19 protein-coding genes are annotated in these 23,649 nt (G+C 32.0%); 5 read left to right on the top strand and 14 right to left on the bottom strand.

Going from position 1 to position 23,649, the window contains the following annotated elements:
- Nucleotides 1-63 precede the first annotated feature (63 nt).
- A complete protein-coding gene (locus BMZ09_RS01660) occupies nt 64-516 on the bottom strand; it encodes a 6-pyruvoyl trahydropterin synthase family protein (protein WP_090836912.1) in 453 nt (150 codons plus the stop codon).
- A gap of 93 nt (nt 517-609) precedes the next feature.
- On the opposite strand from BMZ09_RS01660, the gene BMZ09_RS01655 reads away from it, so the two are divergent.
- Nucleotides 610-1,251, top strand: coding sequence for a 2OG-Fe(II) oxygenase (locus tag BMZ09_RS01655; protein WP_090836911.1), 642 nt, complete (start codon nt 610-612; stop codon nt 1,249-1,251).
- A gap of 85 nt (nt 1,252-1,336) precedes the next feature.
- On the opposite strand, the gene BMZ09_RS16125 is transcribed toward BMZ09_RS01655, so the two are convergent.
- On the bottom strand, nt 1,337-1,507 hold the full coding sequence (locus BMZ09_RS16125; protein WP_177183495.1) for a hypothetical protein: 171 nt from the start codon (nt 1,505-1,507) through the stop codon (nt 1,337-1,339).
- Nucleotides 1,508-1,529: 22 nt separating this feature from the next.
- Complete coding sequence (locus tag BMZ09_RS01650; protein WP_090836909.1) at nt 1,530-2,864, bottom strand: MATE family efflux transporter; 1,335 nt, start codon at nt 2,862-2,864, stop codon at nt 1,530-1,532.
- A gap of 95 nt (nt 2,865-2,959) precedes the next feature.
- On the opposite strand from BMZ09_RS01650, the gene BMZ09_RS01645 reads away from it, so the two are divergent.
- On the top strand, nt 2,960-3,757 hold the full coding sequence (locus BMZ09_RS01645) for a universal stress protein (RefSeq protein ID WP_090836908.1): 798 nt from the start codon (nt 2,960-2,962) through the stop codon (nt 3,755-3,757).
- Between the two features lie 35 nt (nt 3,758-3,792).
- Here BMZ09_RS01645 and BMZ09_RS01640 read toward each other — a convergent pair whose 3' ends face one another.
- From BMZ09_RS01640 to BMZ09_RS01620, 5 genes are all read right to left on the bottom strand, one after another.
- Complete coding sequence (locus BMZ09_RS01640; RefSeq protein ID WP_090836906.1) at nt 3,793-4,641, bottom strand: alpha/beta hydrolase family protein; 849 nt, start codon at nt 4,639-4,641, stop codon at nt 3,793-3,795.
- Nucleotides 4,641-7,388 carry a PD-(D/E)XK nuclease family protein gene (locus tag BMZ09_RS01635; RefSeq protein ID WP_090836905.1) on the bottom strand — a complete coding sequence of 916 codons (2,748 nt, stop codon included), beginning with the start codon at nt 7,386-7,388 and terminating at the stop codon, nt 4,641-4,643. Before BMZ09_RS01635 ends, BMZ09_RS01640 begins: the two co-directional genes overlap by 1 nt.
- A 69-nt stretch (nt 7,389-7,457) precedes the next feature.
- Nucleotides 7,458-8,891, bottom strand: a complete 1,434-nt coding sequence (locus tag BMZ09_RS01630; protein ID WP_090836903.1) for an OmpA family protein — start codon at nt 8,889-8,891, stop codon at nt 7,458-7,460.
- Between the two features lie 125 nt (nt 8,892-9,016).
- Nucleotides 9,017-10,210, bottom strand: a complete 1,194-nt coding sequence (gene kbl / locus BMZ09_RS01625) for a glycine C-acetyltransferase (RefSeq protein ID WP_090836902.1) — start codon at nt 10,208-10,210, stop codon at nt 9,017-9,019.
- A 71-nt stretch (nt 10,211-10,281) separates the two neighbouring features.
- Entirely contained in the window at nt 10,282-13,425 is a 3,144-nt protein-coding gene (locus BMZ09_RS01620) for a UvrD-helicase domain-containing protein (RefSeq protein WP_090836900.1), read from the bottom strand.
- Nucleotides 13,426-13,618: 193 nt separating this feature from the next.
- Here BMZ09_RS01620 and BMZ09_RS01615 point away from each other — a divergent pair, with 193 nt between their 5' ends.
- Complete coding sequence (locus BMZ09_RS01615; protein ID WP_090836898.1) at nt 13,619-14,227, top strand: superoxide dismutase; 609 nt, start codon at nt 13,619-13,621, stop codon at nt 14,225-14,227.
- 265 nt (nt 14,228-14,492) lie between these two features.
- Here BMZ09_RS01615 and BMZ09_RS01610 read toward each other — a convergent pair whose 3' ends face one another.
- The 4 genes from BMZ09_RS01610 to BMZ09_RS01595 all read right to left on the bottom strand — a co-directional run bounded on the left by BMZ09_RS01610 (nt 14,493) and on the right by BMZ09_RS01595 (nt 21,014).
- Nucleotides 14,493-16,391 carry an amidophosphoribosyltransferase gene (locus BMZ09_RS01610; protein ID WP_090836896.1) on the bottom strand — a complete coding sequence of 633 codons (1,899 nt, stop codon included), beginning with the start codon at nt 16,389-16,391 and terminating at the stop codon, nt 14,493-14,495.
- A 74-nt stretch (nt 16,392-16,465) separates the two neighbouring features.
- On the bottom strand, nt 16,466-17,392 hold the full coding sequence (locus BMZ09_RS01605; RefSeq protein WP_090836894.1) for a PfkB family carbohydrate kinase: 927 nt from the start codon (nt 17,390-17,392) through the stop codon (nt 16,466-16,468).
- 129 nt (nt 17,393-17,521) lie between these two features.
- Nucleotides 17,522-20,197, bottom strand: a complete 2,676-nt coding sequence (locus BMZ09_RS01600) for a TonB-dependent receptor (RefSeq protein WP_090836891.1) — start codon at nt 20,195-20,197, stop codon at nt 17,522-17,524.
- Complete coding sequence (locus tag BMZ09_RS01595) at nt 20,187-21,014, bottom strand: GLPGLI family protein (protein ID WP_090837376.1); 828 nt, start codon at nt 21,012-21,014, stop codon at nt 20,187-20,189. The genes BMZ09_RS01600 and BMZ09_RS01595 overlap by 11 nt, the downstream gene beginning before the upstream one ends.
- A gap of 532 nt (nt 21,015-21,546) precedes the next feature.
- On the opposite strand from BMZ09_RS01595, the gene BMZ09_RS01590 reads away from it, so the two are divergent.
- A complete protein-coding gene (locus BMZ09_RS01590) occupies nt 21,547-21,912 on the top strand; it encodes a helix-turn-helix transcriptional regulator (RefSeq protein ID WP_090836889.1) in 366 nt (121 codons plus the stop codon).
- Between the two features lie 6 nt (nt 21,913-21,918).
- Here the strand turns inward: BMZ09_RS01590 and BMZ09_RS01585 are convergent, their stop codons facing one another.
- Complete coding sequence (locus BMZ09_RS01585; protein WP_090836888.1) at nt 21,919-22,560, bottom strand: ribonuclease H1 domain-containing protein; 642 nt, start codon at nt 22,558-22,560, stop codon at nt 21,919-21,921.
- 99 nt (nt 22,561-22,659) lie between these two features.
- Nucleotides 22,660-23,223, bottom strand: coding sequence for a phosphoribosylglycinamide formyltransferase (gene purN, locus BMZ09_RS01580; RefSeq protein WP_090836886.1), 564 nt, complete (start codon nt 23,221-23,223; stop codon nt 22,660-22,662).
- Nucleotides 23,224-23,405: 182 nt separating this feature from the next.
- On the opposite strand from purN, the gene BMZ09_RS01575 reads away from it, so the two are divergent.
- On the top strand, nt 23,406-23,639 hold the full coding sequence (locus BMZ09_RS01575; RefSeq protein WP_013869581.1) for an acyl carrier protein: 234 nt from the start codon (nt 23,406-23,408) through the stop codon (nt 23,637-23,639).
- The last annotated feature ends 10 nt before the right edge of the window (nt 23,640-23,649 follow it).

Here is a 23,649-nt window from a genome sequence, read left to right as displayed (position 1 = left end):
GCGCGCTTATGCGCAAAAAAGATATAGTGGAAAGCGCGACCCTTGTGGTAACGCCCTAATTATTTATCCATTATCGCTAGCATACCATTGGGCATAACTGGTTGCGGTTTCGGATAGTTTTAGGGAGTGTAATTTGATTGCGTTTGGTAAGCGGTTTTTTATTTTTTGTGCAAAATCAATAACCATCATTTCGCTGGTTGGTTGATAATCTACCAATAACACATTGTGATCTCTGTCTTTTAGCTCTTTGGCAAGCTCGACGTGTGGTGTGTTTTTGTTAAATACTGTGGCGTGATCAAAGACGTCTACAATTTCTTCTTTTACTATTTTTTTAAGATCAGTAAAATCTATAACCATCCCGAATTTAGCATTATCGGAGTCAGATATTGGTGTCCCGATTACGGTAACATCTAATTTGTAACTGTGTCCGTGTACGTTTTTACACTTTCCGTCATAACCATAAAGTGCGTGTCCTGTCTCAAAAGTGAATTGTTTTGTAATGCGAATATTGCTCATTAACCAAAGTATTTAGGGTGCAAAGATATTGAATTTGTAAAAGCGAATGGTTAATAGGTTACATTTGCGCACTTTTTTAAATATAAATGTACTATGAATCAGCTTTTTGAAGCTTTAGATTTTGTTGAAAATCCGCTTTATGAGCAAATCATAGACGATATTGGGAAACAGAAATACGCGATTGTTGACCATTTTTTCTCTACTGAAGAAGTTGATGCCTTAAGGGCGTCTATACTAGAGAAGCATGAGGAGGATGCTTTTAAGAAGGCTGCTATTGGTAATAAATTTGATGAGCTAATTGTTAAATCCATTAGAGGTGATGTGATTTTGTGGATTGAAGAGGCTAAATCTAATTATGCGGAAGGCTTGTTTTTTAATAAGATAAATGATCTGGTTGGGTATTTAAATAAAACGTGTTTTTTAGGAATTTTACATAAGGAGTTTCATTATGCTATTTATCCTAAAGCAACGTTTTATAAACGCCATTTAGATACTTTTAAAAATGATGATAGACGTAAGCTGTCTTTTGTGTGTTATTTAAACCACGAAGACTGGCAACCTGAAAATGGTGGTGAATTGGTATTGTATTTAGATGATAATGGGCAGGAGGTAGAAAAAGTGGTGTACCCTTTTCCTGGTCGTGTGGTGATTTTTGAAAGTCAAATTTTAGAACACGAAGTCAAACCAGTAAATACTAAAAGATTAAGCATTACTGGTTGGCTAAAAACGCGCTAATTATCTGCGGTTACGAAACTTGTTGTAGAAGTACGCTAGTATTACAAATAATGCTAATAGGGGAAAAATTAAATCGCTCATAATGTTATTGATCTTTGTTTCTGTTTTTGTTGTACCTGTATAGGATATAAGCCAAAACAATTAATGCAAATAATGGAAGGTAAGATCCTATAAGAATCCCTATCTGATATTCATCGTCAGGAGCATTCTTGATTTTTTCTTCAATATTGACTTGTTGTAATAAGCTTAAAAACATATATTTTTATTAAGCGGTAAAGTTAGTTGTTTTGGGCAAGAGGTGAAAATTGTTTTCTAAATTTTATAATTAACGGAAAACCACGTGCTATAATCCAAAAGGTGAAGGCTATAAATATACCCTTTAGTTTAAAATCATAATGATCTGCGATAAAAAGTATTGGTAAAAACACTAGGATAGTAGATAGTAATAAAAGGTTGCGTAAATCCTTCATCTTACCTAGTCCTTTAAACATACCGTCAAATATAAAAGCTAACGCACACAGGGGCTGCATGGCTAAAACAATCCAGAAGACGTTGTAAAACTGCTTTAATACTTCGGGCTCTTTAGTAAATATGTGTCCAATAGGATAGTAAAAAACAGCACCCAAAACAGCAATCATACAGCCTTGTAAAATGCCTATTTTTATTAGTTTATTGCTAAGTTGTAGCAGTGTTCCGTAATTTTTTTCTCCTAGTAATTTACCAGATAATATATTTCCTGCACTAGCATATCCATCAATTATAAACGCCCCTAAAAACCATAAGTTTATGGCTATTGTATAGGCTGCAATATAATTTTTACCATATCCAGTTGCGAATTTTGTAGCAAAATAAAGCGTGATATTTAGTGCTAATGTCCGTATAAATAGGTTTAAAATCATGATGGCAAAATTGCCAATTTGTTTATTAAACGGAAATGTAATGCGCAAGGGTATTGCTGTTTTGGTCAATAATAAATATCCCGAAATTAAAGCCATTACAATCTGAGCAATAACACTTGCATACGCAGCACCTTTGATATGCATAGGGGTTATTAATCCTGTGATACCATAAACAAAAGCAAAGTCTAATATTACATTTAGTCCTGCTCCAATTATAGCTATTATCATTGGGTAAAACGTGTTTTGAAGCCCTCTAAATGTCCCGAATACAGCAATTACAAATAGGGTAAACGGAAAGCCAAATACGCGGATTTTATAATAATCAATACTATAGTCTAAGATTAAATCTGAGGCATTGTATAACGTAAATATTTGCGAAGCAAAAGGGTAGGTAGTGGCTATAATTACTAAGCTTAACGATGTGATTAAAAAAATAGCTTGTGCTGGTAAATCTTTTACTTGATCTAGTTTATTAGCCCCAACATGTTGCGATATGATGGACGAAATAGCGCTTCTGGTTTGACCTAATATCCAGATTAACATGGATAAAAAGGTAGTTACAATACCAATTGCAGCTAAAGCCTCTGTTGGGTTATTTTGGACATTACCAACCACTGCAGCATCTGTTAACGATAAAATAGGCTCTGATACACCTGCAATTAAGGCTGGAATTGCGAGTTTATTTATGTGTTTTAAACTAATAGAAGTGCTCAAAATGGACGTTAAGATTGGTTTTACAAAGGTCGTAAAAGATTATCGAAGTTTTTGTGAATAAAAATCTGTATTTTTGATTTCTAAATTTACTTTATATGAAATCTATTTTAGTTCCTGTTGGGTCTTCCAAAAACGCACAAAGTCATTTACAATACGCAGTTGATTTTGCCGAAGCTTTTGGCGCAAAAGTGTATGTAGTACAAATTTACAATGTATACACTAAGTCCGGAACTATGATTAAAGTAGATGATATTTTAGAACGCGAAAGTTTAGATTTTTTAAACAATCACGTGGCTAAAGTAAATACTAAAAATGTTCAGGTTGTTGTAAAGACTTTTAAAGGTAAATTAGTAGATACTTTAGAGTTGGTTTGTAAAACATTAGATATTGATTTAATTATGTTAGAACCAAGAACAAACTCTATTAAAGATGAGGTGTACTTAGGTAAAACATCTGGGAAGATTATTAAGCAAACTAATATACCAGCATTGATTGTACCTGAAGGCTATCAGTACAAGTCTATTAATTCTATATTAATGGCTATAAAATCTGCTGTTATTAATAAAACAGATGCTTTAGCACCGTTAGTGAGCTTTAAAAAACAGTTTAATGCTACAGTAAACTTACTGTTAGTAAAAACACCAATGCATAGCGATGAAGATTTACTTGTAAATGACGATTTAAAAGCCATTGCTTCTACTATAAAAGAAAGTGAGAACGCAACAACTTTTCAAGGTGTTTTAGAGCACTATAAAGATTTTAATCCTGATTTATTGTGTGTTGTTAGACGTAAAAGAGGATTCTTTACTAAGATATGGGAGAAAAACAATATCCTTAAAAGAGACTTTTATGTGTCAACGTTACCCGTTTTAGTCCTTAGTGGTTTAAAATAGAAATAATTCCAATTAGATTTTAGATGCCGTTCTTTTTAAGCTTTTGTATTTATAAAAGTAATGGTTTCGGTTACAACAGTCTGAAGTGCTTCTGGTAATGTATTACTGTTCCAAGGATGGCTTGCGTTAAATACGTGATTACTGTTTTTAAGACTTAATAGCGTGCTTTTAGGGTTCCAATTATGTAACTGTTTTGCTTCTTCAAAACTAACTGATGGGTCATCAATTGCATGTATGATTGCGTGTGGAATAGCGATGTGTTTACATGCGTTTTCTATATTTAATCTTGCTTCATGTGCTTTGTAGTCTAAATAAAACTGATAGTTATGTGGCATTTTTTGTTTTGTTCTGCCATTTAGCACATATTTTACACCTGCTTTTTTCCATTGTTCTAAGTCTCCGGTTGTGGAGGTGCGTTTTCCAAAGGCGCAAGCACTTGCCCAAGTAATTAACTTAGTAATACGGTTGTCTTCGCTAGCTTTTATAGTCGCTATACCACCACCTCTAGAGTGGCCAATTATTGTAATATGTTGTGTGTTAATTTGGTTAGATAGTGGGTTTTTATCCGAAATTAGAAACGTAATTATATCATCTAAATCCTGTAATTCTTTTGTGTAATTATTTTCGGCGAAAGCCTCTAAATCGGGAAAATCTATGGGTTGATTTACTGTACCCCCATTATGAGAGAAGTTAAATTTAACAAAAAACAAACCAGTGTCTTTAAATTGCTCTGCTACTTGATCCCAAGCGCCCCAATCTTTAAAGCCTTTATAGCCATGACAAAAAACAACTAATGGTTTTGGTGTACTTGTTTTGTTGTAAAACACATCAAAAACAATTGGTTTTTGGTTTTTTCTATCTAAAACTAGGTTTTTTTTAGTCATTATAGTTCTTTTTCAATAAAATCTATAGTTGGGTCAAATATTTCTAAGATTAATTTTTTAAGCTGAATTTCAAATTCGACTAGGGTATCTTCTGTTATTAAAGTGTCTTTGTTTCCGCCTCTAATTTGATCTTTTTTAGTAAATTTTAGCAACCCTTCACTTAAGTTTTTAAACGAAATTATACCAGCCTCTAATGGCAGGTCTGCGATCTTCTTTTTATGAAGCATGTATGCATACATTAAAACTTGAAATGATTTACTGTACTTGTCGTAATCTGATGTTAAGTCTTCCCAATCTACTATAGACACTTTGCTTTGGTCGACTTTACCCGTTTTATAATCTATAATTCTAGTAACGCCATTAAACTCGTCAATTCTATCAACTGTTCCTCTTAATTGTATCGGAAAATCTAAGCCTTCAATTTTGATAGCAACATTATTTGTTTCGGCTTCTAAGTCAATTATTTTGATGGTATTCCCTTTTTTTAAATCTTCAATTTCAAGGTTTAAAAAGTTAAGGACGTAGCGTTTTGCAATCTCAAAAACAATAAGGTTTTTACCTTTGGTCATATCGCCTTCTTTGTATTCTTCTTTGAAAAAGGCAGTGATATTTTTATCTATTTGGGGGATTAAGCTTTTTACAATATCTACAGTTAGTAGTTGTTGCTTGTATGGTAGGTATAATTGTTCTAAGGTGTTATGTACTACTGTACCTAAAGTGTTTGCCGCAATGGTTTCTTCTACTTCTTCTAGATCTGATATGCCTAGTAGTTTTTGGTAATAAAAATCTATTGGATTTCTAACGTAGCTGGTTAAGGATGATGGCGAAAATCCTTTACGTGCTATTTCTTTTAACTGAGAAATGGCACTTTCTGTTTTTGTAATTATAGCGAGTTCTTTTTTATAGCTAGGAACTTTTGGTGTGAGTATTTTATGATTTATGTTATGGATGTTTTCTAACTCCAATTGATTTATAAATCTACTTTTCTCTCCTCCAACTAAGGTGTCTATTTCTGTATTGTAAAGTACATATACGTTTTTAGCCCGTTGTAATAAGTGATAAAAGTGATAGGTGTACACCGCATCTTTTTCTTTATAAGTAGGTAGCTTGTTTTCTATTTTAACATCAAACGGTATAAAAGAGTTGTTGGATTTTCCTGACGGTAATATCCCCTCATTAACATTAGAGATTATTATGGTCTCAAAATCTAATACTCTAGATTCTAACATTCCCATGATTTGTAAACCTTGTAGTGGTTCTCCTTGAAAATCTAAGGTTTCTGAGCTTAGTAGTTCTTTAAAGATGCTATAAAGACCTTTGATATCCTTGATGTGTTTATAGGTATCGTTTAGACGCAATATCTCATTAAACAACGTATTGAATCTATATAGATACTCTAATCCTAGTTGGTTTTGTTTTTTGTCTTCAGACAAGTGTTCTTTTATAGTCGCTATAAGCTTAAAGCAGCTATTTAAGCCAGTATTTGCATCGTTATTCCAATTACTAAACAGTAAGGATAAAAGCGTCGCTTCTGTTTTGCAAATAGCTTTTAAATCAGCTTCCGTTAAATAAACTAGATTGTTTTTGTTTATTAACTCCACCAAATCAATAGCACTTCCATTTTTAAACAGTGGTTGTATAAATTGATGCGTTAGTATACTTATTACATCTTTATAGTAATAGGTTAAACTGTTCTTTTTTTGTAAGTTAAAAAGGTGTTCAAACAAAGATGCTAGCGGGATTGATTTTAAAGGGAACCCCATGGTGATGTTTAATGTCTTTACTGATTCTGGAATAGAATTTAATACAGGAATAAGTAAGTTTTCATCTCCTAATACTACAGCTGTTTTTTTTAAGGAAGGATCGTTTGTTGATAAATCTTGTAATATAGATCCAATAGCTTTTGCTTGACCAATATTTTTGGGTACTCCAAAGACAGATATATTTTTCTGACTTTTGTAATGGTTATTTTTCCAATTAAAAGGTGCTGTTTTAAAATGCTCCCAATTGTTTTGATGTTGTCTAATAAATAATCCAGCATCATGTATTTTGTTATCTAAAAAGGATTGGTCTGTATCCCAATAAATCGATGCTAAATCTTCACGTAGTAAATCTTGAATTATATTTTCTTCGGCAGCATTTAAGGCATTAAACCCTAAAAATATATGTTGTTGATTTGTATTATCAATGTAGTTTTTGATGTTATTAAAGGCTTCTCTGTAAAGTAAGCCTTGGTAGCCTTGCTTGTTTTCTATTAGATTTTGTGTGAAGTTTTTATAATAGATAGGAAGCTTGTTCCAAAATTTTAGATAGTTGGTAACTACTTCTGTTTGGTTTGGTTCTAATGACCAATGTTCTAAATCTTGTATTGCTTTTAAATAGTCAAATATTTTTGATTGTGGAATCAGATAACGATCAATTTCATTAAAATCCTGTAAAATTATCTGAGCCCATTTTGAAAACGTGTCAAAATCCTCTCTTTCAGGTTTTGGTGTTAATTGAATATAAGTGTTGTAAAATTGAAATAGTAGTTCTGTATTTGATACTGATTTTAGCTCAGACAGCTCTTCTACAAAAGACTCTATGCTTACTATTTTAGGAGCAAATAGTGTTTGGTCTAAAATTAAACTTAGTTCACGTCTTAAAAATACTCCAGCTCTTCTGCTGGGTAAAATAAAAATAAGGTCGCTAAAATTAGCTTGTTTATTTTTCAGGTCTATTAGTACGTCTTGAATAAAGTTTGTCATTATATAAAAATAAAAAACGCTTCGGTTTCCCGAAGCGTTTTTCTATAAAATTTAATGTTTTGTTTAAACTTATTTTCTAAGTTTAACTTCTACACGTCTGTTGTTAAATCTTCCAGCCTTAGTAGTGTTACTATCGATTGGGTAATCTTCACCAAATCCGTAAGCGTTTAATCTTTGAGAACTAATTCCGTTTTCGATTAAGTAAGCCATTACAGCGTTAGCTCTAGAGTCAGATAAAGTTTGGTTAGAAGTTTTGCTTCCAACACTATCAGTGTGACCTTCGATTGTAAAGTTAGACTCTGGGTATTCTTTTAAGATAGCAGTAATAGACTGTAGTACAGAAAAAGTTTCTGATCTAAAGCTAGATTTACCAGTATCAAATAAGATAGTTTTAGCATAGCTATTTAACTTGTCTAATACAACTTGAGTTGGAGCAGCAGCAACTTCAGGACAACCTTTGTTTGCAACAGTACCTACAACTTTAGGACAGTTATCATCTTTGTCTAATACACCGTCTCCGTCAGTATCAGGCCAAGGACATCCACTGTTTGCAGCAGGACCAGCTTCACTTGGACACTTATCTTTAGCGTCAGTTACACCATCACCATCAGCATCAGGACAACCTTTTAAAGATTTTAATCCTTTTACTTGTGGACAGTCATCGTTGTTATCAGAAACACCATCACCATCAGTATCAGGACATCCGTTAAATTCAGCTAAACCAGCTACTTCAGGACAAGTATCTTTAGAATCTTCGATTCCATCACCATCAGCATCAGGACAACCGTTGAAAGCTTCTAATCCAGGTACATCAGGACAAGCATCGTTTTTGTCATATATTCCGTCACCATCTGTATCAGTTCCTCCAAATCTTACAGTAAGACCTGCAGAATGTTGGAAATGCTTAGTTAAGTAGTCTTCAAAAGAGTGCTTATATTTAGACTCAACAAATAAACCAATGTTATCAGAAAACCAGTAAGTTAAACCTAAAGAAGCATTTAAAGTTCCTGCTCCAACAGCATTGTTAGAACCTGCTACTGTAGAAAACGTATTGTAAGTTCCTTCTTCAATCCATGTGTAACCACCACCAATTCCGATAGCTGGATCTAATTTTTTTGAACCAATAACTTCTCCTAAGTGGTATCTTACATTAGCATCAAGTGCATAGTAAGCTAAATCACTAACTCCTAAACTAGGGTTTGAAGTATTTTCTCCCCATTTTGTAAGTCTGTTTAAAGAACCTCCAGCTTGTACTGAAAAGTTGTCTCCTACATACTTAGATACAGAGATAGTAGATAAAGAAGGTAAAATACTCCAGTGATCTTCAGCATTGAAGAACTCATCAAAGTAATCTCCTTGAGGCATGTTTTCTCCTACTGGATAAACATCTACTGCGTTAATACCGAAGTTGATTGCCCACGGATTGTTTTCATTTTGAGCCATAACGTTACCCATACTTGTAAGTAGTAACATTGTGAACAATAATCTGCTAAGATTTTTCATATTCAAAAGTTTAATTTTTAAGTGTTAATTAAAAGCAAAAATAAGTTGTTATATATTATTAACAAAGACAAATATATAAAAATATTGATTATTTGGTGCTTTTGTTTATCTATTATAGAATCTTTCTAGATAATTTCCAGTGCTTTACCTACTTTTATGAAGGCTGCAATGGCTTTTTCTAATTGTTCTTTTGTATGCGCAGCGGATAGTTGCACGCGTATTCTTGCTTTATCTTTTGGTACTACTGGGAAAAAGAATCCAATGACATAAATTCCTTCTTTTAATAACATGTTTGCCATAGTCTGAGATAATTTAGCGTCATATAACATTACAGGTACAATTGCAGAGTCACCATCTATGATATCAAATCCTGCTGCTTTCATTCCTTTTTTGAAAAAAGCAGTGTTTTCTTCTAATTGGTCACGTAAAGTATTGTCATTAGATAACATATCAAAGACTTTAATCGAAGCACCAACAATTGCTGGGGCTAAAGAATTTGAAAATAGATACGGTCTAGATCGTTGACGTAGTACTTCTATTATTTCTTTTTTACCAGTTGTATAACCGCCCATCGCACCTCCAAGTGCTTTTCCTAACGTTCCGGTAATAATGTCAATTTTACCCATTACTCCTTTTTCTTCTAAAGTACCTCGACCAGTTTCTCCTATGAATCCAGCAGAGTGGCACTCGTCAATCATAATCATAGCATCATATTTTTCTGCTAAGATTGTTATTTGATCTAAAGGTGCTACAAGTCCGTCCATTGAAAACACTCCGTCAGTTACGACGATTTTAAAACGAGCTCCATTTTTATTTGCATCAATTAGTTGTTGCTCTAAATCTGCCATGTCATTATTTTTGTAACGATAGCGCGCTGCTTTACATAATCTAACACCATCAATAATAGAGGCGTGGTTTAAAGAATCTGATATAATAGCATCTTCTTTTCCTAATAAAGGTTCAAACACACCACCGTTAGCATCAAATGCTGCAGCGTATAGTATTGTGTCTTCAGTTCCATAAAAATCAGATATTTTTTGCTCTAAAGTTTTGTGTATATCTTGAGTACCGCAAATAAAACGTACAGAAGACATCCCGAATCCATGAGTATCCATTGTGTCTTGTGCAGCTTTTATAACGTCTGGATGTGAGGATAGTCCTAAATAGTTGTTAGCACAAAAGTTTAAAACACGTTCTCCTGTGTTTAAAGTAATTTCTGCACCTTGAGCAGAAGTTATAATGCGTTCTTCTTTAAAAAGCCCATTGTCTTTTATGTCTTGTATTTCTTTTTGGAGATGTTCTTTTATATTGCTGTACATATGTCGTATTTTAGTTTTGCAAATTTAGTAATGTTTTTCTTTAAGATAATGGTTGTGATTTTTCTTTTATGTTAATACGTTACTATTTTTATAGCGTCATTAACATAAATCAGTATTTTTTTGTCTACTGTAAAATTCATTTCTTTTAAAATATCAGAATACGTTTCTAATTGTTGTTGGTATTTGGGATCTGGTAATCCTGTTTTATAATCTATAATAGTGGCTGTGTTATCTTTTATAGCTAAACGGTCAGGTCTTATTATTGTTCCAGATTTAGAGATAATATCACGTTCATTATATATAGTGTATTCTGTGCTATAATAATCTTTGAGCTCTGGGTGGTTAATAATAGTATTTATGGTGTCTTTTAATAGTAAAGCTTGTTCTTTATTAATAATTCCAGAGTTGATATAATCTTTAATTACGGCAGGCACCTCTTTTTCAGTATTAATTTCTGCCATAATATCATGAATTAAATTACCTTTTTCAATTGCATTTTGTTGTTCTGTATCCCATAAGTATCCAGATTTGGTGATAATTTTAATATCATGATCCTGCTTGGCAACACTAATAAACTGTTCTGTTTCTTGAGTTGTTTCAGGCTTTTCTTCTGGTACTACCTCACGGTTTTGCTGTCCAAAGCTATACTCTAATTGACTATCATTCCATAAGCCTTGTTGCATTAGGTAATTCATTAATAGTCCAGAGTAACTGTCAAATTTAACACCGGTTTTAGTTTGGTTTTCTTTTTTAGAAATTATATATAATTGTTCGATTGGTCGTGTTAAGGCTACATATAACAGATTCATGTTGTCTAATTCCTGTTCCGATCTATGTTTTAAATAGATAGATTCTCCTATGTCACCAAAGTCTTCAAAATCTTTATTAAAGTTAATTAGTGTTTTTGAAAAGCCATTAAATTGGCTTTGGTCTAACGGAAACCATTCTTTTGGTTCCATCTCTCTATAAATTTCCAATTGCGCATATGGGAAAATTACTACCGGAAACTCTAGTCCTTTGGATTTATGAATCGTCATAATCTGAATGGCATTTTGGTTACTTGGCGATACAATATTTAAACTGTCTTTTTTAGTGTCATAATAATCCAAAAATCCTGGGATGTCCGAAATCTTCTTTTGTGAAAACTCTAAAATAATATCTAAAAAATACTGGATATAGGCATTCGATTTTTTGGTCAGGTTAAATCCCCTCACTATACTTTCCGCTAAATCGTATAAAGACAACTGAACTAATTGTGTTGGGTCACAATCAATATCAAATAACTTAAAGCTCTCAAAAAACGCTTGGAGCGGTAAATTTAAATGTGTTTTAAAAAACTGATGTTTATCTTCAATAGCATTTAGACTAGCAATATAGTCTAAGACTTTAATCTTGACCTCAAGATTATTAGGGTTAACTAGTAATCTAAAAATATTTACAACAAGTCTAACATCCTCAGAGTTGTTGATAAGCATGGTTTCAGAGGATGTAATACGCACGCCTTTGTCGCTTAAATATTCGGCTATTGCAACACCTTCTTTTTTCTTTCTAACTAATATGCAAATATCCTTAAGGTTGTAATTGTTTTCTAAACACTTGTTTATGGTTTCAAATACAGTTTCCGGATATAATTGGTTTATATCATCTTCGCTTTGTATGTCCAGAAAATTTAGGTTTACATAGCCTTCATGTTTTATTACTGGTTTTTGTTTGGCCTTATTGTATAAGTCAGAATAGTCAGGACTGCTAAAGCTGGTTTGCGATAAATAATCAAAAAACTGATTATTAAATTCAATAACATTTTTATAACTCCTATAATTATATTCTAGTCTTACTACTTCTTTTTCGACAGGAAAAGGGTTGTCTTCTTTTGTTAGGCCAATAAACTGTTCTGCTTTTCCACCTCGCCATCTATAAATGGCCTGTTTAGCATCACCGACTAACATAGCGGTTCCTTGTTCTCCTTTTAGATTCTGTCCGGTAAGCGTGTTTTCTATTAGCGGAATCAAGTTTTCCCATTGCATTTGTGACGTGTCCTGAAACTCGTCAATAAAATAATGTCTAAACTTTTCGCCTAAACGCTCATATATAAAAGGCGTCGGTTGGTTTTTTATTTCTTTACTAATTAAAGTGTTGAATTCTGATATTAGTAATTTGTTTTCGTCTTCTTTTATTAGTGTTAACTCTTTATTAATAGCGTTTAAGACGGATAATGGTGTTACATTTTTGTAAACCGCTCTTAAGAATTTGACATCTAAAACAGTTGTTTTTATTTTGTGATAAACGGTTTCTATTTGCGGTAAAAGCTGATCTATTGCTTGCGCTTTCGCGGAATCTAATGTTTTTGTGTAGAGTTTGCCTTCTGCTATGTTATTTGCTAATTGATTGTCGTAAATTTTATAAAATTCTAAATTAGAAATCTTTACAAAATGATTAAATAGCGTTCCTCTAGAAAAACTTTTTTGATCTAATCCATTGGCTTCAAATACAGATAATAAATTGTTGGCTAATTCTGCAATTAGCACCTCTTGATTAGCAATCTGTTTAATAAGTTGCGACTTCAGGCCACTAAAATCTTCTAGCGTTTTATGCTTTATGCTTTCTAAATGTGGTAAATCGTTATCGTTAATTAAAAGTTTTGCAATGGTGTTAAAATCTCTAGAGACATCCCAGCTCTTGTCGTCATCTGCTTTTTCTAGAGCAAAATCTATTAACACTTTGGTTAGCTTTTTATCTGTTCCAGCTTTAGCAATTAAACTGTCTACAGCTTGACTTAGTAAAGAAGGTGTGTCTAGCTCGACTTCAAAATTTATCGGAATCTTTAAATCATGTGCAAACGTCCTAATTAATTTGTGATTAAAACCATCAATAGTAGAAATATCAAAAGCGGCATAATTATGCATGATTGTATTTAGCAAAACAATGGCTTTTTGATGGACATCTTTTGGTTGCAATGCTAACTCTTCTGTAATAGCTTTAAACATCCCATTTGTGTCTGCGCTAATCTCTGGGTCAGAAAACTGTTTTAAGGTGTCTAAAATTCTAGTTTTCATCTCGCCAACCGCTTTATTGGTAAAGGTTATAGCTAATATTTGTTTGAAGCCATCGTTGTAAGTTGCGGTAAATAATAATTTTAAATACTCCTTAACTAATGCAAAGGTTTTTCCGCTTCCTGCGGAGGCATCGTAAACTTTAAAAGGAGTTGTTTTAGACATTTAATTTTTAATTTTAGACAAGATAATAACAATATTATGGTTGTTAAATTTATTTCAAAACAATCTGTAATAATTAATTTCTGGTGTTAAAATATTATTAAATAGAATTAATAGAGTCCTTAAATATTTTTGATTGAAAGCTTTAATGTTTATTTTTGATAAAATTGAATATTAATATTTAAAACATACAATCATGGCATTTGAATTACCAAAATTAAAATATGCGTATGATGCATTAGAACCAAATATCGATGCACGTACAATGGAGATACACCACACTAAGCACCATAACGGTTACACAACTAAATTAAATGCTGCTATAGAAGGAACTGATTTAGAAGGAAAATCTATCGAAGATATTCTTGCTAACTTAGATATGAAAAATATGGCTGTTAGAAATAATGGTGGAGGTTTTTATAACCACTCATTATTTTGGGAAGTTATGAATCCAGAGGGAAAAGGACGTTTGTCAGGAGATTTAAAAGATGCTATTGAAGCAGCTTACGGATCTTTTGAAGCTTTTAAAGATGCTTTTAGTAAAGCAGCAGCAACACAATTTGGTTCAGGTTGGGCTTGGTTATGTGTGCATAAAGGAGGTAAGGTTGAAGTATGTTCTACTCCAAACCAAGACAACCCATTAATGCCAGGTGTAACTTGCGAAGGAACTCCAATCTTAGGATTAGATGTTTGGGAGCATGCTTACTACTTAAACTACCAAAACAGAAGACCTGATTATATTGATGCTTTCTTTAATGTAATTAACTGGAACGAAGTGGAAAGACGTTACGCAGAAGCTAAATAAGCTTTAAAACGTTTATAAAATAGAAAAAGCAGATTCATTTGAATCTGCTTTTTTTTATGCTATAAATTGTATGTTTTGCTTAATTTTTGGCAAATAAAAAAGGAGAACGAGAGTTCTCCTTTTTTGCCCCAAATCTACCATGAACTTAACCTACTTATGTTATGGTAAGCTCAAATATAACGACAATTAAATTGACTTGTTGTATATTATGGTTAAAACGTAAATATAATCGGTTAACTGATTTGATGTAAGAAAATAGCTTGGTTTAATAAGCACGTTCTTTATTTCCTTCGTAAAAATTAATAAATGCTCTGTTAACCACTCTGTTACCTCCAGCAGTTGGATAATTTCCTGTAAAGTACCAATCTCCTAAATGATCAGGGATGGCTTTATGTAAATTAGATACTGGTTGAAAGATAATTTCTACTTCCGCCTTTACTGATTCGTCTGTTAATAGCTCAGATATTTTAGCCGAAATCTCCTCAGTAGTAAACTGATCGTATATTTCGTTTACAAAATTCTTAACATCTTTATCTGCTAATGTTTCTTGTGCTTTACACCTGTGGTACACTTCTTCTACTAAGTCATACTTACCGTTTTCTTTAAGTAAGGCTAAAGCAGCGTTAAAAGCAACTAAAGTTTCTAGATTAGCCATGTCAATACCATAGCAATCAGGAAAACGTATTTGTGGTGCTGAGGATACAATTACAATCTTTTTAGGATGTAATCTGTCCATCATTTTAATAATACTCTTTTTTAAGGTTGTACCACGCACAATACTATCATCAATAATAACCAAGTTATCTGTTGGTTTGATAACACCGTAAGTGACATCGTAAACGTGTGCAACCAAGTCATCACGACTACTGTCTTCCGTAATAAAGGTTCTTAGTTTTACATCCTTTATAGCTATTTTCTCGATACGAGGTCTTTCTTTTAAAATAGAAGTCACTTCATCTGCAGATAATTTTCCATTACCGTTTAAAATAGCCTTTGTTTTCTTTTCATTTAAATGCTCTTCTACAGTTTCAATCATTCCGTAAAATGATGTTTCTGCTGTATTTGGTATGTATGAAAACACCGAGTTTTCTGTGTCATTATCAATTGCCTTTAAAACTTTAGGCATTAATAAACGCCCTAACATTTTACGTTCTTGATATATTTCGGCATCACTTCCTCTTGAAAAGTAAATACGCTCAAAACTACATGATTTGCGTTCTAAAGGTTCTAATATTTTTTTAATTGAAACAGCACCCGATTTTTTAGAGATTAAAGCATGACCAGGGGTTAACTCCTTAACATCATCAAACTCTACATTAAATACCGTTTGTATTACTGGACGCTCTGAAGCGACAACAACAATCTCGTCATCGGTATAGTAATATACTGGACGTATTCCTGCAGGATCACGAAGCACAAAAGCATCTCCATGTCCAATTAAACCAGCCATAGCATAACCACCATCCCAGTTTTTTGCAGCACGTCTTAATATTTTAGCAATTTTTAAACGTTCTGCTATTAATGGAGAGCACTCATGCTTACCATAACCTTCGTTTTTAAGTTCTTTATAAATTTTGCTTACCGCATCATCTAAAAAGTGACCTATTTTTTCCATTATAGTAATGGTGTCTGTATATTCTTTTGGATGTTGACCAAGATCAACTAAACTTTGAAAAAGCTCTTTAACATTAGTCATGTTAAAGTTACCAGCTAAAATAAGGTTACGGTGCATCCAGTTATTTTGTCTTAAAAAAGGATGAACACTTTCTACACTGTTTTTGCCAAAAGTACCATAACGTACGTGACCTAATAAAAGCTCTCCAATATATGGGATGTGCTTTTTTTGAAGCTCAACACTGTCTTGGTATTCTGGATGATCTGCTAATTCTTTATTAATACGGTCATTAATTTGAGCAAAAATATCCTGAATAGGTTGTTGTGCGATAGAGCGTACACGACTAATGTAACGTTCTCCTGGTAATGTGTCCATTTTAATACTTGCAAAACCAGCACCATCTTGACCACGATTGTGTTGCTTTTCCATCATTAAATACATTTTATTTACACCATAAAATGCACTACCATATTTCTCTTTGTAAAATTCTAACGGTTTACGTAATCTAATAAGTGCAATTCCGCACTCGTGTTTTAAAGCATCACTCATTGTTGTTGTGTTGTGAGTTGTTTTATTAAAATAATAAAAATAAAAAACGCGCTCATAATTATGAGCGCGTTAGTTTATGTTAATTCTATATCGAACTGTGTCAGTTTTTTAAACTCCAGCAAACGTGTATTGACTTCCTCTTTTTTCAAGGTTACCATGCGCTCTGTTCCAAATTTCTCCACACAAAAAGAAGCTAAAGTAGATCCGTAGATTACTGCGTTTTTCATGTTTTCAAAACTAATATCTCCAGTGCTTGCTAAATATCCAGCAAATCCACCAGCAAAAGTATCTCCAGCTCCTGTTGGATCAAAGACTTCTTCTAATGGTAAAGCAGGTGCGTAAAACATATGGTCATCATGGAAAAGTAAAGCACCGTGCTCTCCTTTTTTAATAACTACATATTTTGGTCCCATTTCATGAATCTTTCTAGCAGCAACTACTAAACTGTATTCTCCAGTTAATTGTCTTGCCTCTTCATCATTAATAGTAATAACATCCACATTTTTAATTACTGAAATTAAATCATCTAAAGCGATGTCCATCCAGAAATTCATAGTGTCTAAAATAGCTAATTTTGGCTTTTTAGTCATTTGGTCTAAAACACCTTGTTGTACTAAAGGGTGTAAATTACCTAACATCACGATCTCTGCATCACGATAATTTTCAGGAACTACAGGATTAAAATGCTCTAATACATTTAATTCTGTAGCTAACGTATCACGAGAATTCATATCATTATGATATTTTCCACTCCAGAAAAAGGTTTTACCGTCTTTTACAATTTCGATACCTTCGATATTTACATTTCTATCTGTTAAAAGATCTAAATATTCCTGAGGAAAATCTCCTCCAACAACAGATACTGCTGCTTGATCTACATTAAAGTTTGCTGCAGACAACCCTATATATGTTGCTGCTCCACCTAGAATTTTATCGGTTTTACCAAAAGGAGTTTCTATAGCGTCAAATGCTACTGTACCTACTATTACTAACTTGCTCATAAATGGCTTTAAAATTTAGTGCAAACTTACGTAAAATATATTCTGTAAAAAAGTGGAATCTATTGAAAGAAACGCTAATTATTTTCGACCAAAGTCTGCAGGGATTTCACCCCAAGCTTTGGTGTGGTTTTAAAAATTGTGATTAAATTTTAATAAGAGAGAACGACTTAATAAGTCACTACTAAATGTGTTGATAGAAACATCATTGTTTTGAATTTGTAAAAAACTGTTCTCGTTAGTTAGATTGGAAGCAGAAATGCTTAATTGCCAATCTTTGTTTTTTGGTTTATACCAGATTTCTGTATCTATAAAAGTGAAGTTATCTGACCTTTTCTTTAAATTGGGTATAAAAAAGTTTGCAGTTAAAGTGCCATATATTTCCTTTGATGGTTTGTAAATTATCTTAAAATTATTTTGAAATGTACTATTCGTGAATGTAAGTTCGCTTAATGTTTTACTGTAGTCGTGAGTGGTTTCATTTTCAAAATTTAGTTGTGTAGAAAAAGCTGTTTTTAAAAATAATTGACTCTTAGTGTGATTAGTTTTATTACTTCGTAATTGAGAGTTGTTAACTATGTTTTTATAGTTAAAAAGAGAGTGAAATGTGTTTAGTTTAATATTTGTATTTAAAGCGGGAATAAATTTTGAATAACTAAGATTAAAATTGGTGCTTTCTGTCGCTTCTGGTAAGAAGAAAAAGTTAACTGTATTTGAATTGGAAGTTATAATTGTATTTGAGAAAAAATTGCCTTCTTGTTTTGTGTAATTTACACCAAACATAATTTGAGATTGATTAAAAAGATCATTCAGGTTATACGCAAGGCTATAAGATTGGTTTTTTTGCAGTGTAATGTCAGGTATGTTACTAAGTAGTGTCCTGTTATTTATTAAAATGTTTCCCGTGTATAAATATTGAATTGGATTAGTGTTTTTATTAAGGCCTAAATTACTGGATAAAAAAGAAACAGAGTTAATCTTGTAAAAAAGAGTCAGAGAGGGTTCAAAAACTAAAATATTAGAGGTTTGTTGGTTGTTTAAAATATGATTATTTAATTTTTGATTAATTAGTCGTAATGAAACATTAGGGGTTAATTTCAATTTACCTACATTCCAGTTATAAGAGCCTGTTGCGTAAGCTGTTTTTTTTGAGTAATTTAAATCATTGTTTCTGTTGTTGTATAGTACAGAGTTGTCTTCCGATAGATTAATAAGGTTGGAGTTAAATGGTTGGTTAGCAAATAGTACTCCCGAAGAAAAACTGTATTTGTTATTTTTTATAATACCTAAAAAAGTTGATTTTAACTCAAATACAGTTTTTTTCTGATTGCTGTTTTGATTGTCATAAGTGTTACTGTTTGTGTTTAAAAAAGACGGATTTATGTTGTATTCCTGATTTAAGTTATTTGTAGAAAAATGCAAATCTACCTGTAAGGCTTTTTGTTTTGATAATCTTTTAGTGTATTCTATATGTTGTTTTACAAAAGTATTTTTTGAGTTAAGATTAGTGTTGAAACTTGTGTTTTGGTTAGACGTAATTGATGATGCTGTTTCAATGTTTTCATCTCTAGCACTTATTGTATAACGAAAAAGTGATGATTTAGAATTAAAATATTTTAATTCTAAATCACCTCTGTATTGTATTGGTTTTTTTGATGTATTTATATTGTCAAAAGTATTAAATACATCATTGTTAAAAGTAAAGCTGCTTTTGGAAAGTTGAATAGTTTGTATTTTGTCTTGAATATAATATAAATTGACTTTTGCTTTTAATTTTTTGTCAAAATTGAAAATATTATTGTAGCTACTAAATAGTTGATTGTTAATATTTGCTCTTCTTTCTCCTAATACATTTAAAATAGAAACTTCGGGTATGATTTTTTCTGAGAAATAGTCTAATTCTTGTAAGATTTCCATATTGCTAGCTTGGGAAGAAAAATTAAAAGGAGAATTGTTTAAACCGACGTTATTAAATGAAATGGTACCAAACGATTTATAATATTTATTTATTCCTAATAAATTTAAAGAAGAGTTGTTTGCGATTTTACTTGAGTCTTTAAAATCGCCAAGTCCTAATTCTAAATTACCAGAGACGTCTGTTTTGTTTTTCTTTAGCTTTAAGTTTAATGCTACCTTTCCGTCTTGGTCTAAGCCTTTTAACAATGAGTTATTAGAATAATTTTCTATAGCTTCTACCTCTTCGACCATATCAACATTAATATTTTTTGTGCCTAAAGTGTAATTGTAACCAAAAAGATTATCTCCTTCTAGGGTTACTGTTTCAATTAGTTTTCCATTATATTTAATTAAACCAGAAGTTTCATTTACCTCAATACCTGGTAGCTTTTTTAAAATGTCTTGAAGTTTTCTTTCTGTGCCATCCTTATAAGAGTTGATGTTATATTGTACGGTGTCATGTTTTATTTTAAATGGGGCTTTTTTTCCTACTATAAATACTTCGTCTAAATTGTTAGTTTCCTCTTTGATCATATAAATACTTCGTTCAAAAACATCGTTAGAATCTTTGATAGTAATCTTTTCAGAGTATGTGACGTAGCCAATTACGAGTATTTCAAAAATAAGGTCCTCAGAGTATGTCTTTTTCAAGGCGTAAGAAAAATCACCTTTTTTTACAAGGTGGAATTCAGAGATTATATTGGGTTTTGAAGCTTTTTTTACTAATAGTTTTGCGCTTAAAGGGTTGTTGTTCTTATCTTTAATAGTTCCTTTTAAGATCTGGGAATAAGTATTATTAACAATAAAAAAGAATAAAATTATTATTAACCTATTATATAAGTTAATTTTCATTTTGAGACTCGCGCAGTTTTTCAAAATCTTTATCAGCTGTGTAGTCTTTGTCGTTTTCTTCAATGTAACGTTCTATACCCATACGCGGTGAAATGATGCTAGTTTTGAAGTCAGATTCAGTAGTATATTTACTAAGCGCTATTGCCTTTTTTTTATATAAATCTTTAAATTGTTGCCAGGTCACAAATTTATCGTTTTCAAAAGGGTTTTTTGTGTTGTGTAATTTTATTTTGTGACTTTTGATTTGTGATGCTTTAAAGCTAATAAAAGGCTCTTGTGTTTCTATCTGTAAAATCATTCCTGGTAAGCCGTCATATTTCCATGGTCCTCCAATTGGTAATTCGGAGCTAAACCAAGCTCTATAATTTCTTCCTCTAAAGGTTGTTTCTGCTAATTGACAATTGAAGCCCAGAATTTTTTTAGTTTCTTTGGTTATGCTCCAGTTAAAAATTGTTAGAGAGTCTTTTATTGTAAAATCTTTAAATGCGATAGTTCCCTTTGAAAAAAGCTTATTTTTATAATAATTTTTATAAACTAAACTTATGTTTTTTCCTTTTGGGTCGAAGTAAAAAATAGCGTCATCATCATCATCGTTTATTAAATCGTTTGAAAAATTAGTTGCATTGTTGTTTGCGAAAACAGAAATGTTATGTTCAGTGAAAATTTTTAGTTTATAATTTGAAGTAATTGTTTTTGTTGAATTTTGAGGCGTCAGAACTCTAATAAAATCTATTTCAAAGATTCGTGTAGAATCTTTTTGAGCATAGCTAAATAAAGATTGGATTAGTAAAAATGAAAACAGTATATTTTTTAACATAATTAAGTAATTAATTAATTTAACTTTAGGTTTGTTTTTAAGCAAACCTAAAGTTTTGTATTGAGGTTAATTAGCAGATATAACAGATTGTACTCTATTTCTTAGTTTGGCTATGCAGTTACCTGCTGCTGTAAAGCAGTCTCCCGCAGTAGACATTCCTGAAAATGAATAAGTCTCTCCTGTTTCGCTGTTTGTTGCAGTTGCCCAACAAGTTCTAGTACATGAGTCATCTTTAGAATTGTAAGTAGCTTCTATGTTAAATTTAGAAGTTATATCTAATTCTTTTGCTATTTCAACTGAGTTCTTGGCAAAATTTGTACCGCATAAAGTTAATGCTAAAATAATTAACGTTTTTTTTATAATATTTAGTTTTTAAAATTAGTAATTTAAACCTTGCGCAAAGTTATTTGTAATACATCTCTGACAAATCTATTAAATGATTTTAATCTTTCAAAACCGAAAATAGAATAATTTAACCCTTTTTTAGGGTAGAACTATTATTTTAATACATTTGTGTAAAAACTAATATTTAATGAATACAGTTATTGGTGAAAGAATAAGAAGTCTAAGATTGGGCAAAGGTAAGACGCAGGAGGATTTAGCAGAGGTTTTAAAAATATCTCAATCTGCATATGCAAGAATTGAAAGTGGTAATAGCAACTCTTGGGCAACACATTTATTGGCTATTAGCCAGTTTTTCGAGATTAAACCAGAAGATATTACAAAACAAGATCACATAAAAGTTGATACCATCAATACTAATAATGGTGCATTATACAATAGCGGTACAATTAACCAGCTATCTGAAAAGTTAATTGAACAGTTTGAGATCAGGTTACAAGAGCAAAGTATTTTAATAAATGAGCTTAAAGCAAAAATTGGACAATTAGAAAGTTAACATCTTTTATTTTCGACCAAAATCTGCAGGGATTTCACCCCAAGCTTTGGTTTCCCATTTAACTATCGTGGTTTTATAATCGTTTTCTTTTAGCCAATTAACTGCGCGATCTACTAAATCGTACACCGGTTTGTTTTTTGCGTTACGTTCTAGTTTGCTATTACACGTTTTTTTGCGCACCCAACTCATAGCGGTTTTAGAGTCTGTATATATAAGTAAGTCGCTATTATGTTTTTTTAAAAAACTTAAACCATGCACTAACGCTAAAAATTCGCCAATATTATTGGTGCCTTCAGCAAAAGGACCTTGTTTAAATAGTTGTTTTTTAGATTTTGTTTCTACGCCACGATATTCCATTATCCCGGGATTACCAGAAGAGGCTGCATCTACAGAAATAGAATTATAATTTGGACGCCCAATTTTTTTAAGCTGTTCATGGCTTAACTCGCTTTTAAAGCCTTCCTTTTTTCCAATGTAGTCAAAGTAGTTTCCTTTTAAGGCGGCTTTGGCAGCGTCAAACGTAGCAAAGGATTTGTATTGCGCTCCAGGATAATCTTTGATTTGCGCTTTGCAATCATTCCAAGATTCAAAAACGCCTTTATGATGTCCTTGCCAAACGGTGTAATATTTTTTCTTCTTTTTACCCATTTTTTAATTTCCGCTTAAGCGTAAACGGTATTGTTTTATCTTAAATCAGTTAAAGTTATATTATACGTTGTATAAAGTACTTTGATTAGAGTTGATCTACTAACTTAATAATTTATTTACGACTTCCGGAAAATGTTTCATTTCTAATTCATGAATCTTTTCTGCGACGTCCAAAGCTGTATCTGAAGCTAAAACCTCACATTTAGCCTGAAAAATTACAGCGCCTTCATCATAATGTTCGTTTACATAATGTATTGTGATCCCTGTTTCTGTTTCTTTATTAGCTACAACAGACTCGTGCACATACATTCCGTACATGCCTTTTCCTCCAAATTTTGGCAATAATGCAGGGTGTACGTTTATAACCTTGTTTGGGAAGTGTTTTAGGATGTTTTCTGGAAATTTCCATAAAAAACCAGCCAATACAATTAAGTCTGGTTGGTTAACTTTTAATAGGTTTAAGACATCATCTGTTGCTGTAAAGGCTGTTTTGTTAAACGATAACCCGCTAACTTTTAGTTTTTTACAACGATCTAAGACTTTGGCATGAGGATTGTTAGTTAATACCTGAATAACAGACGCATTGTCTCTATTTTGAAAAAACCTTATTAAATTTTCAGCATTACTTCCGCTACCGGACGCAAAAATTACTACACGTTTCATTTTCTATTTTCAATGTTAAATTCTTCAAACAAAAAAAGCAATAATTATTAACAATTACGGGCTAAAATCGAAATTCTTCGATTTAAATAATTAAATTCGTAGCACATTTTTAAAGTAAACGTGTGTTTTAAAATAAAGTTTTTTATTTTTGCCCCTTAATTAAAACTAAAAAAATTAAAATTATGTCAGACATTGCATCAAGAGTAAAAGCGATTATCGTAGACAAATTAGGTGTTGATGAAAACGAAGTTGTAACTGAAGCTAGCTTCACGAACGACTTAGGAGCAGATTCATTAGATACTGTAGAATTAATCATGGAATTTGAAAAAGAATTCGATATCCAGATTCCAGATGACCAAGCAGAGAACATTGCTACAGTAGGTCAGGCTGTATCTTATATTGAAGCTGCTAAATAAGCACAATATT

This window comes from Olleya namhaensis (assembly GCF_900114005.1).
In the GTDB taxonomy this organism is placed as follows: Bacteria; Bacteroidota; Bacteroidia; order Flavobacteriales; family Flavobacteriaceae; genus Olleya; species Olleya namhaensis.
The sequence above is the reverse complement of the archived record's forward strand: the minus strand, read 5'-3'. Positions and strand labels throughout refer to the sequence as shown.

Bases quoted from the DNA above. Each gene is read 5' to 3' on its own strand.
- BMZ09_RS01660 (WP_090836912.1), bottom strand. From the start codon at position 516: ATGAGCAATATTCGCATTACAAAACAATTCACTTTTGAGACAGGACAC.
- BMZ09_RS01655 (WP_090836911.1), top strand. From the start codon at position 610: ATGAATCAGCTTTTTGAAGCTTTAGATTTTGTTGAAAATCCGCTTTAT.
- BMZ09_RS16125 (WP_177183495.1), bottom strand. From the start codon at position 1,507: ATGTTTTTAAGCTTATTACAACAAGTCAATATTGAAGAAAAAATCAAG.
- BMZ09_RS01645 (WP_090836908.1), top strand. From the start codon at position 2,960: ATGAAATCTATTTTAGTTCCTGTTGGGTCTTCCAAAAACGCACAAAGT.
- BMZ09_RS01640 (WP_090836906.1), bottom strand. From the start codon at position 4,641: ATGACTAAAAAAAACCTAGTTTTAGATAGAAAAAACCAAAAACCAATT.
- BMZ09_RS01635 (WP_090836905.1), bottom strand. From the start codon at position 7,388: ATGACAAACTTTATTCAAGACGTACTAATAGACCTGAAAAATAAACAA.
- BMZ09_RS01630 (WP_090836903.1), bottom strand. From the start codon at position 8,891: ATGAAAAATCTTAGCAGATTATTGTTCACAATGTTACTACTTACAAGT.
- kbl (WP_090836902.1), bottom strand. From the start codon at position 10,210: ATGTACAGCAATATAAAAGAACATCTCCAAAAAGAAATACAAGACATA.
- BMZ09_RS01620 (WP_090836900.1), bottom strand. From the start codon at position 13,425: ATGTCTAAAACAACTCCTTTTAAAGTTTACGATGCCTCCGCAGGAAGC.
- BMZ09_RS01615 (WP_090836898.1), top strand. From the start codon at position 13,619: ATGGCATTTGAATTACCAAAATTAAAATATGCGTATGATGCATTAGAA.
- BMZ09_RS01610 (WP_090836896.1), bottom strand. From the start codon at position 16,391: ATGAGTGATGCTTTAAAACACGAGTGCGGAATTGCACTTATTAGATTA.
- BMZ09_RS01605 (WP_090836894.1), bottom strand. From the start codon at position 17,392: ATGAGCAAGTTAGTAATAGTAGGTACAGTAGCATTTGACGCTATAGAA.
- BMZ09_RS01600 (WP_090836891.1), bottom strand. From the start codon at position 20,197: ATGAAAATTAACTTATATAATAGGTTAATAATAATTTTATTCTTTTTT.
- BMZ09_RS01595 (WP_090837376.1), bottom strand. From the start codon at position 21,014: ATGTTAAAAAATATACTGTTTTCATTTTTACTAATCCAATCTTTATTT.
- BMZ09_RS01590 (WP_090836889.1), top strand. From the start codon at position 21,547: ATGAATACAGTTATTGGTGAAAGAATAAGAAGTCTAAGATTGGGCAAA.
- BMZ09_RS01585 (WP_090836888.1), bottom strand. From the start codon at position 22,560: ATGGGTAAAAAGAAGAAAAAATATTACACCGTTTGGCAAGGACATCAT.
- purN (WP_090836886.1), bottom strand. From the start codon at position 23,223: ATGAAACGTGTAGTAATTTTTGCGTCCGGTAGCGGAAGTAATGCTGAA.
- BMZ09_RS01575 (WP_013869581.1), top strand. From the start codon at position 23,406: ATGTCAGACATTGCATCAAGAGTAAAAGCGATTATCGTAGACAAATTA.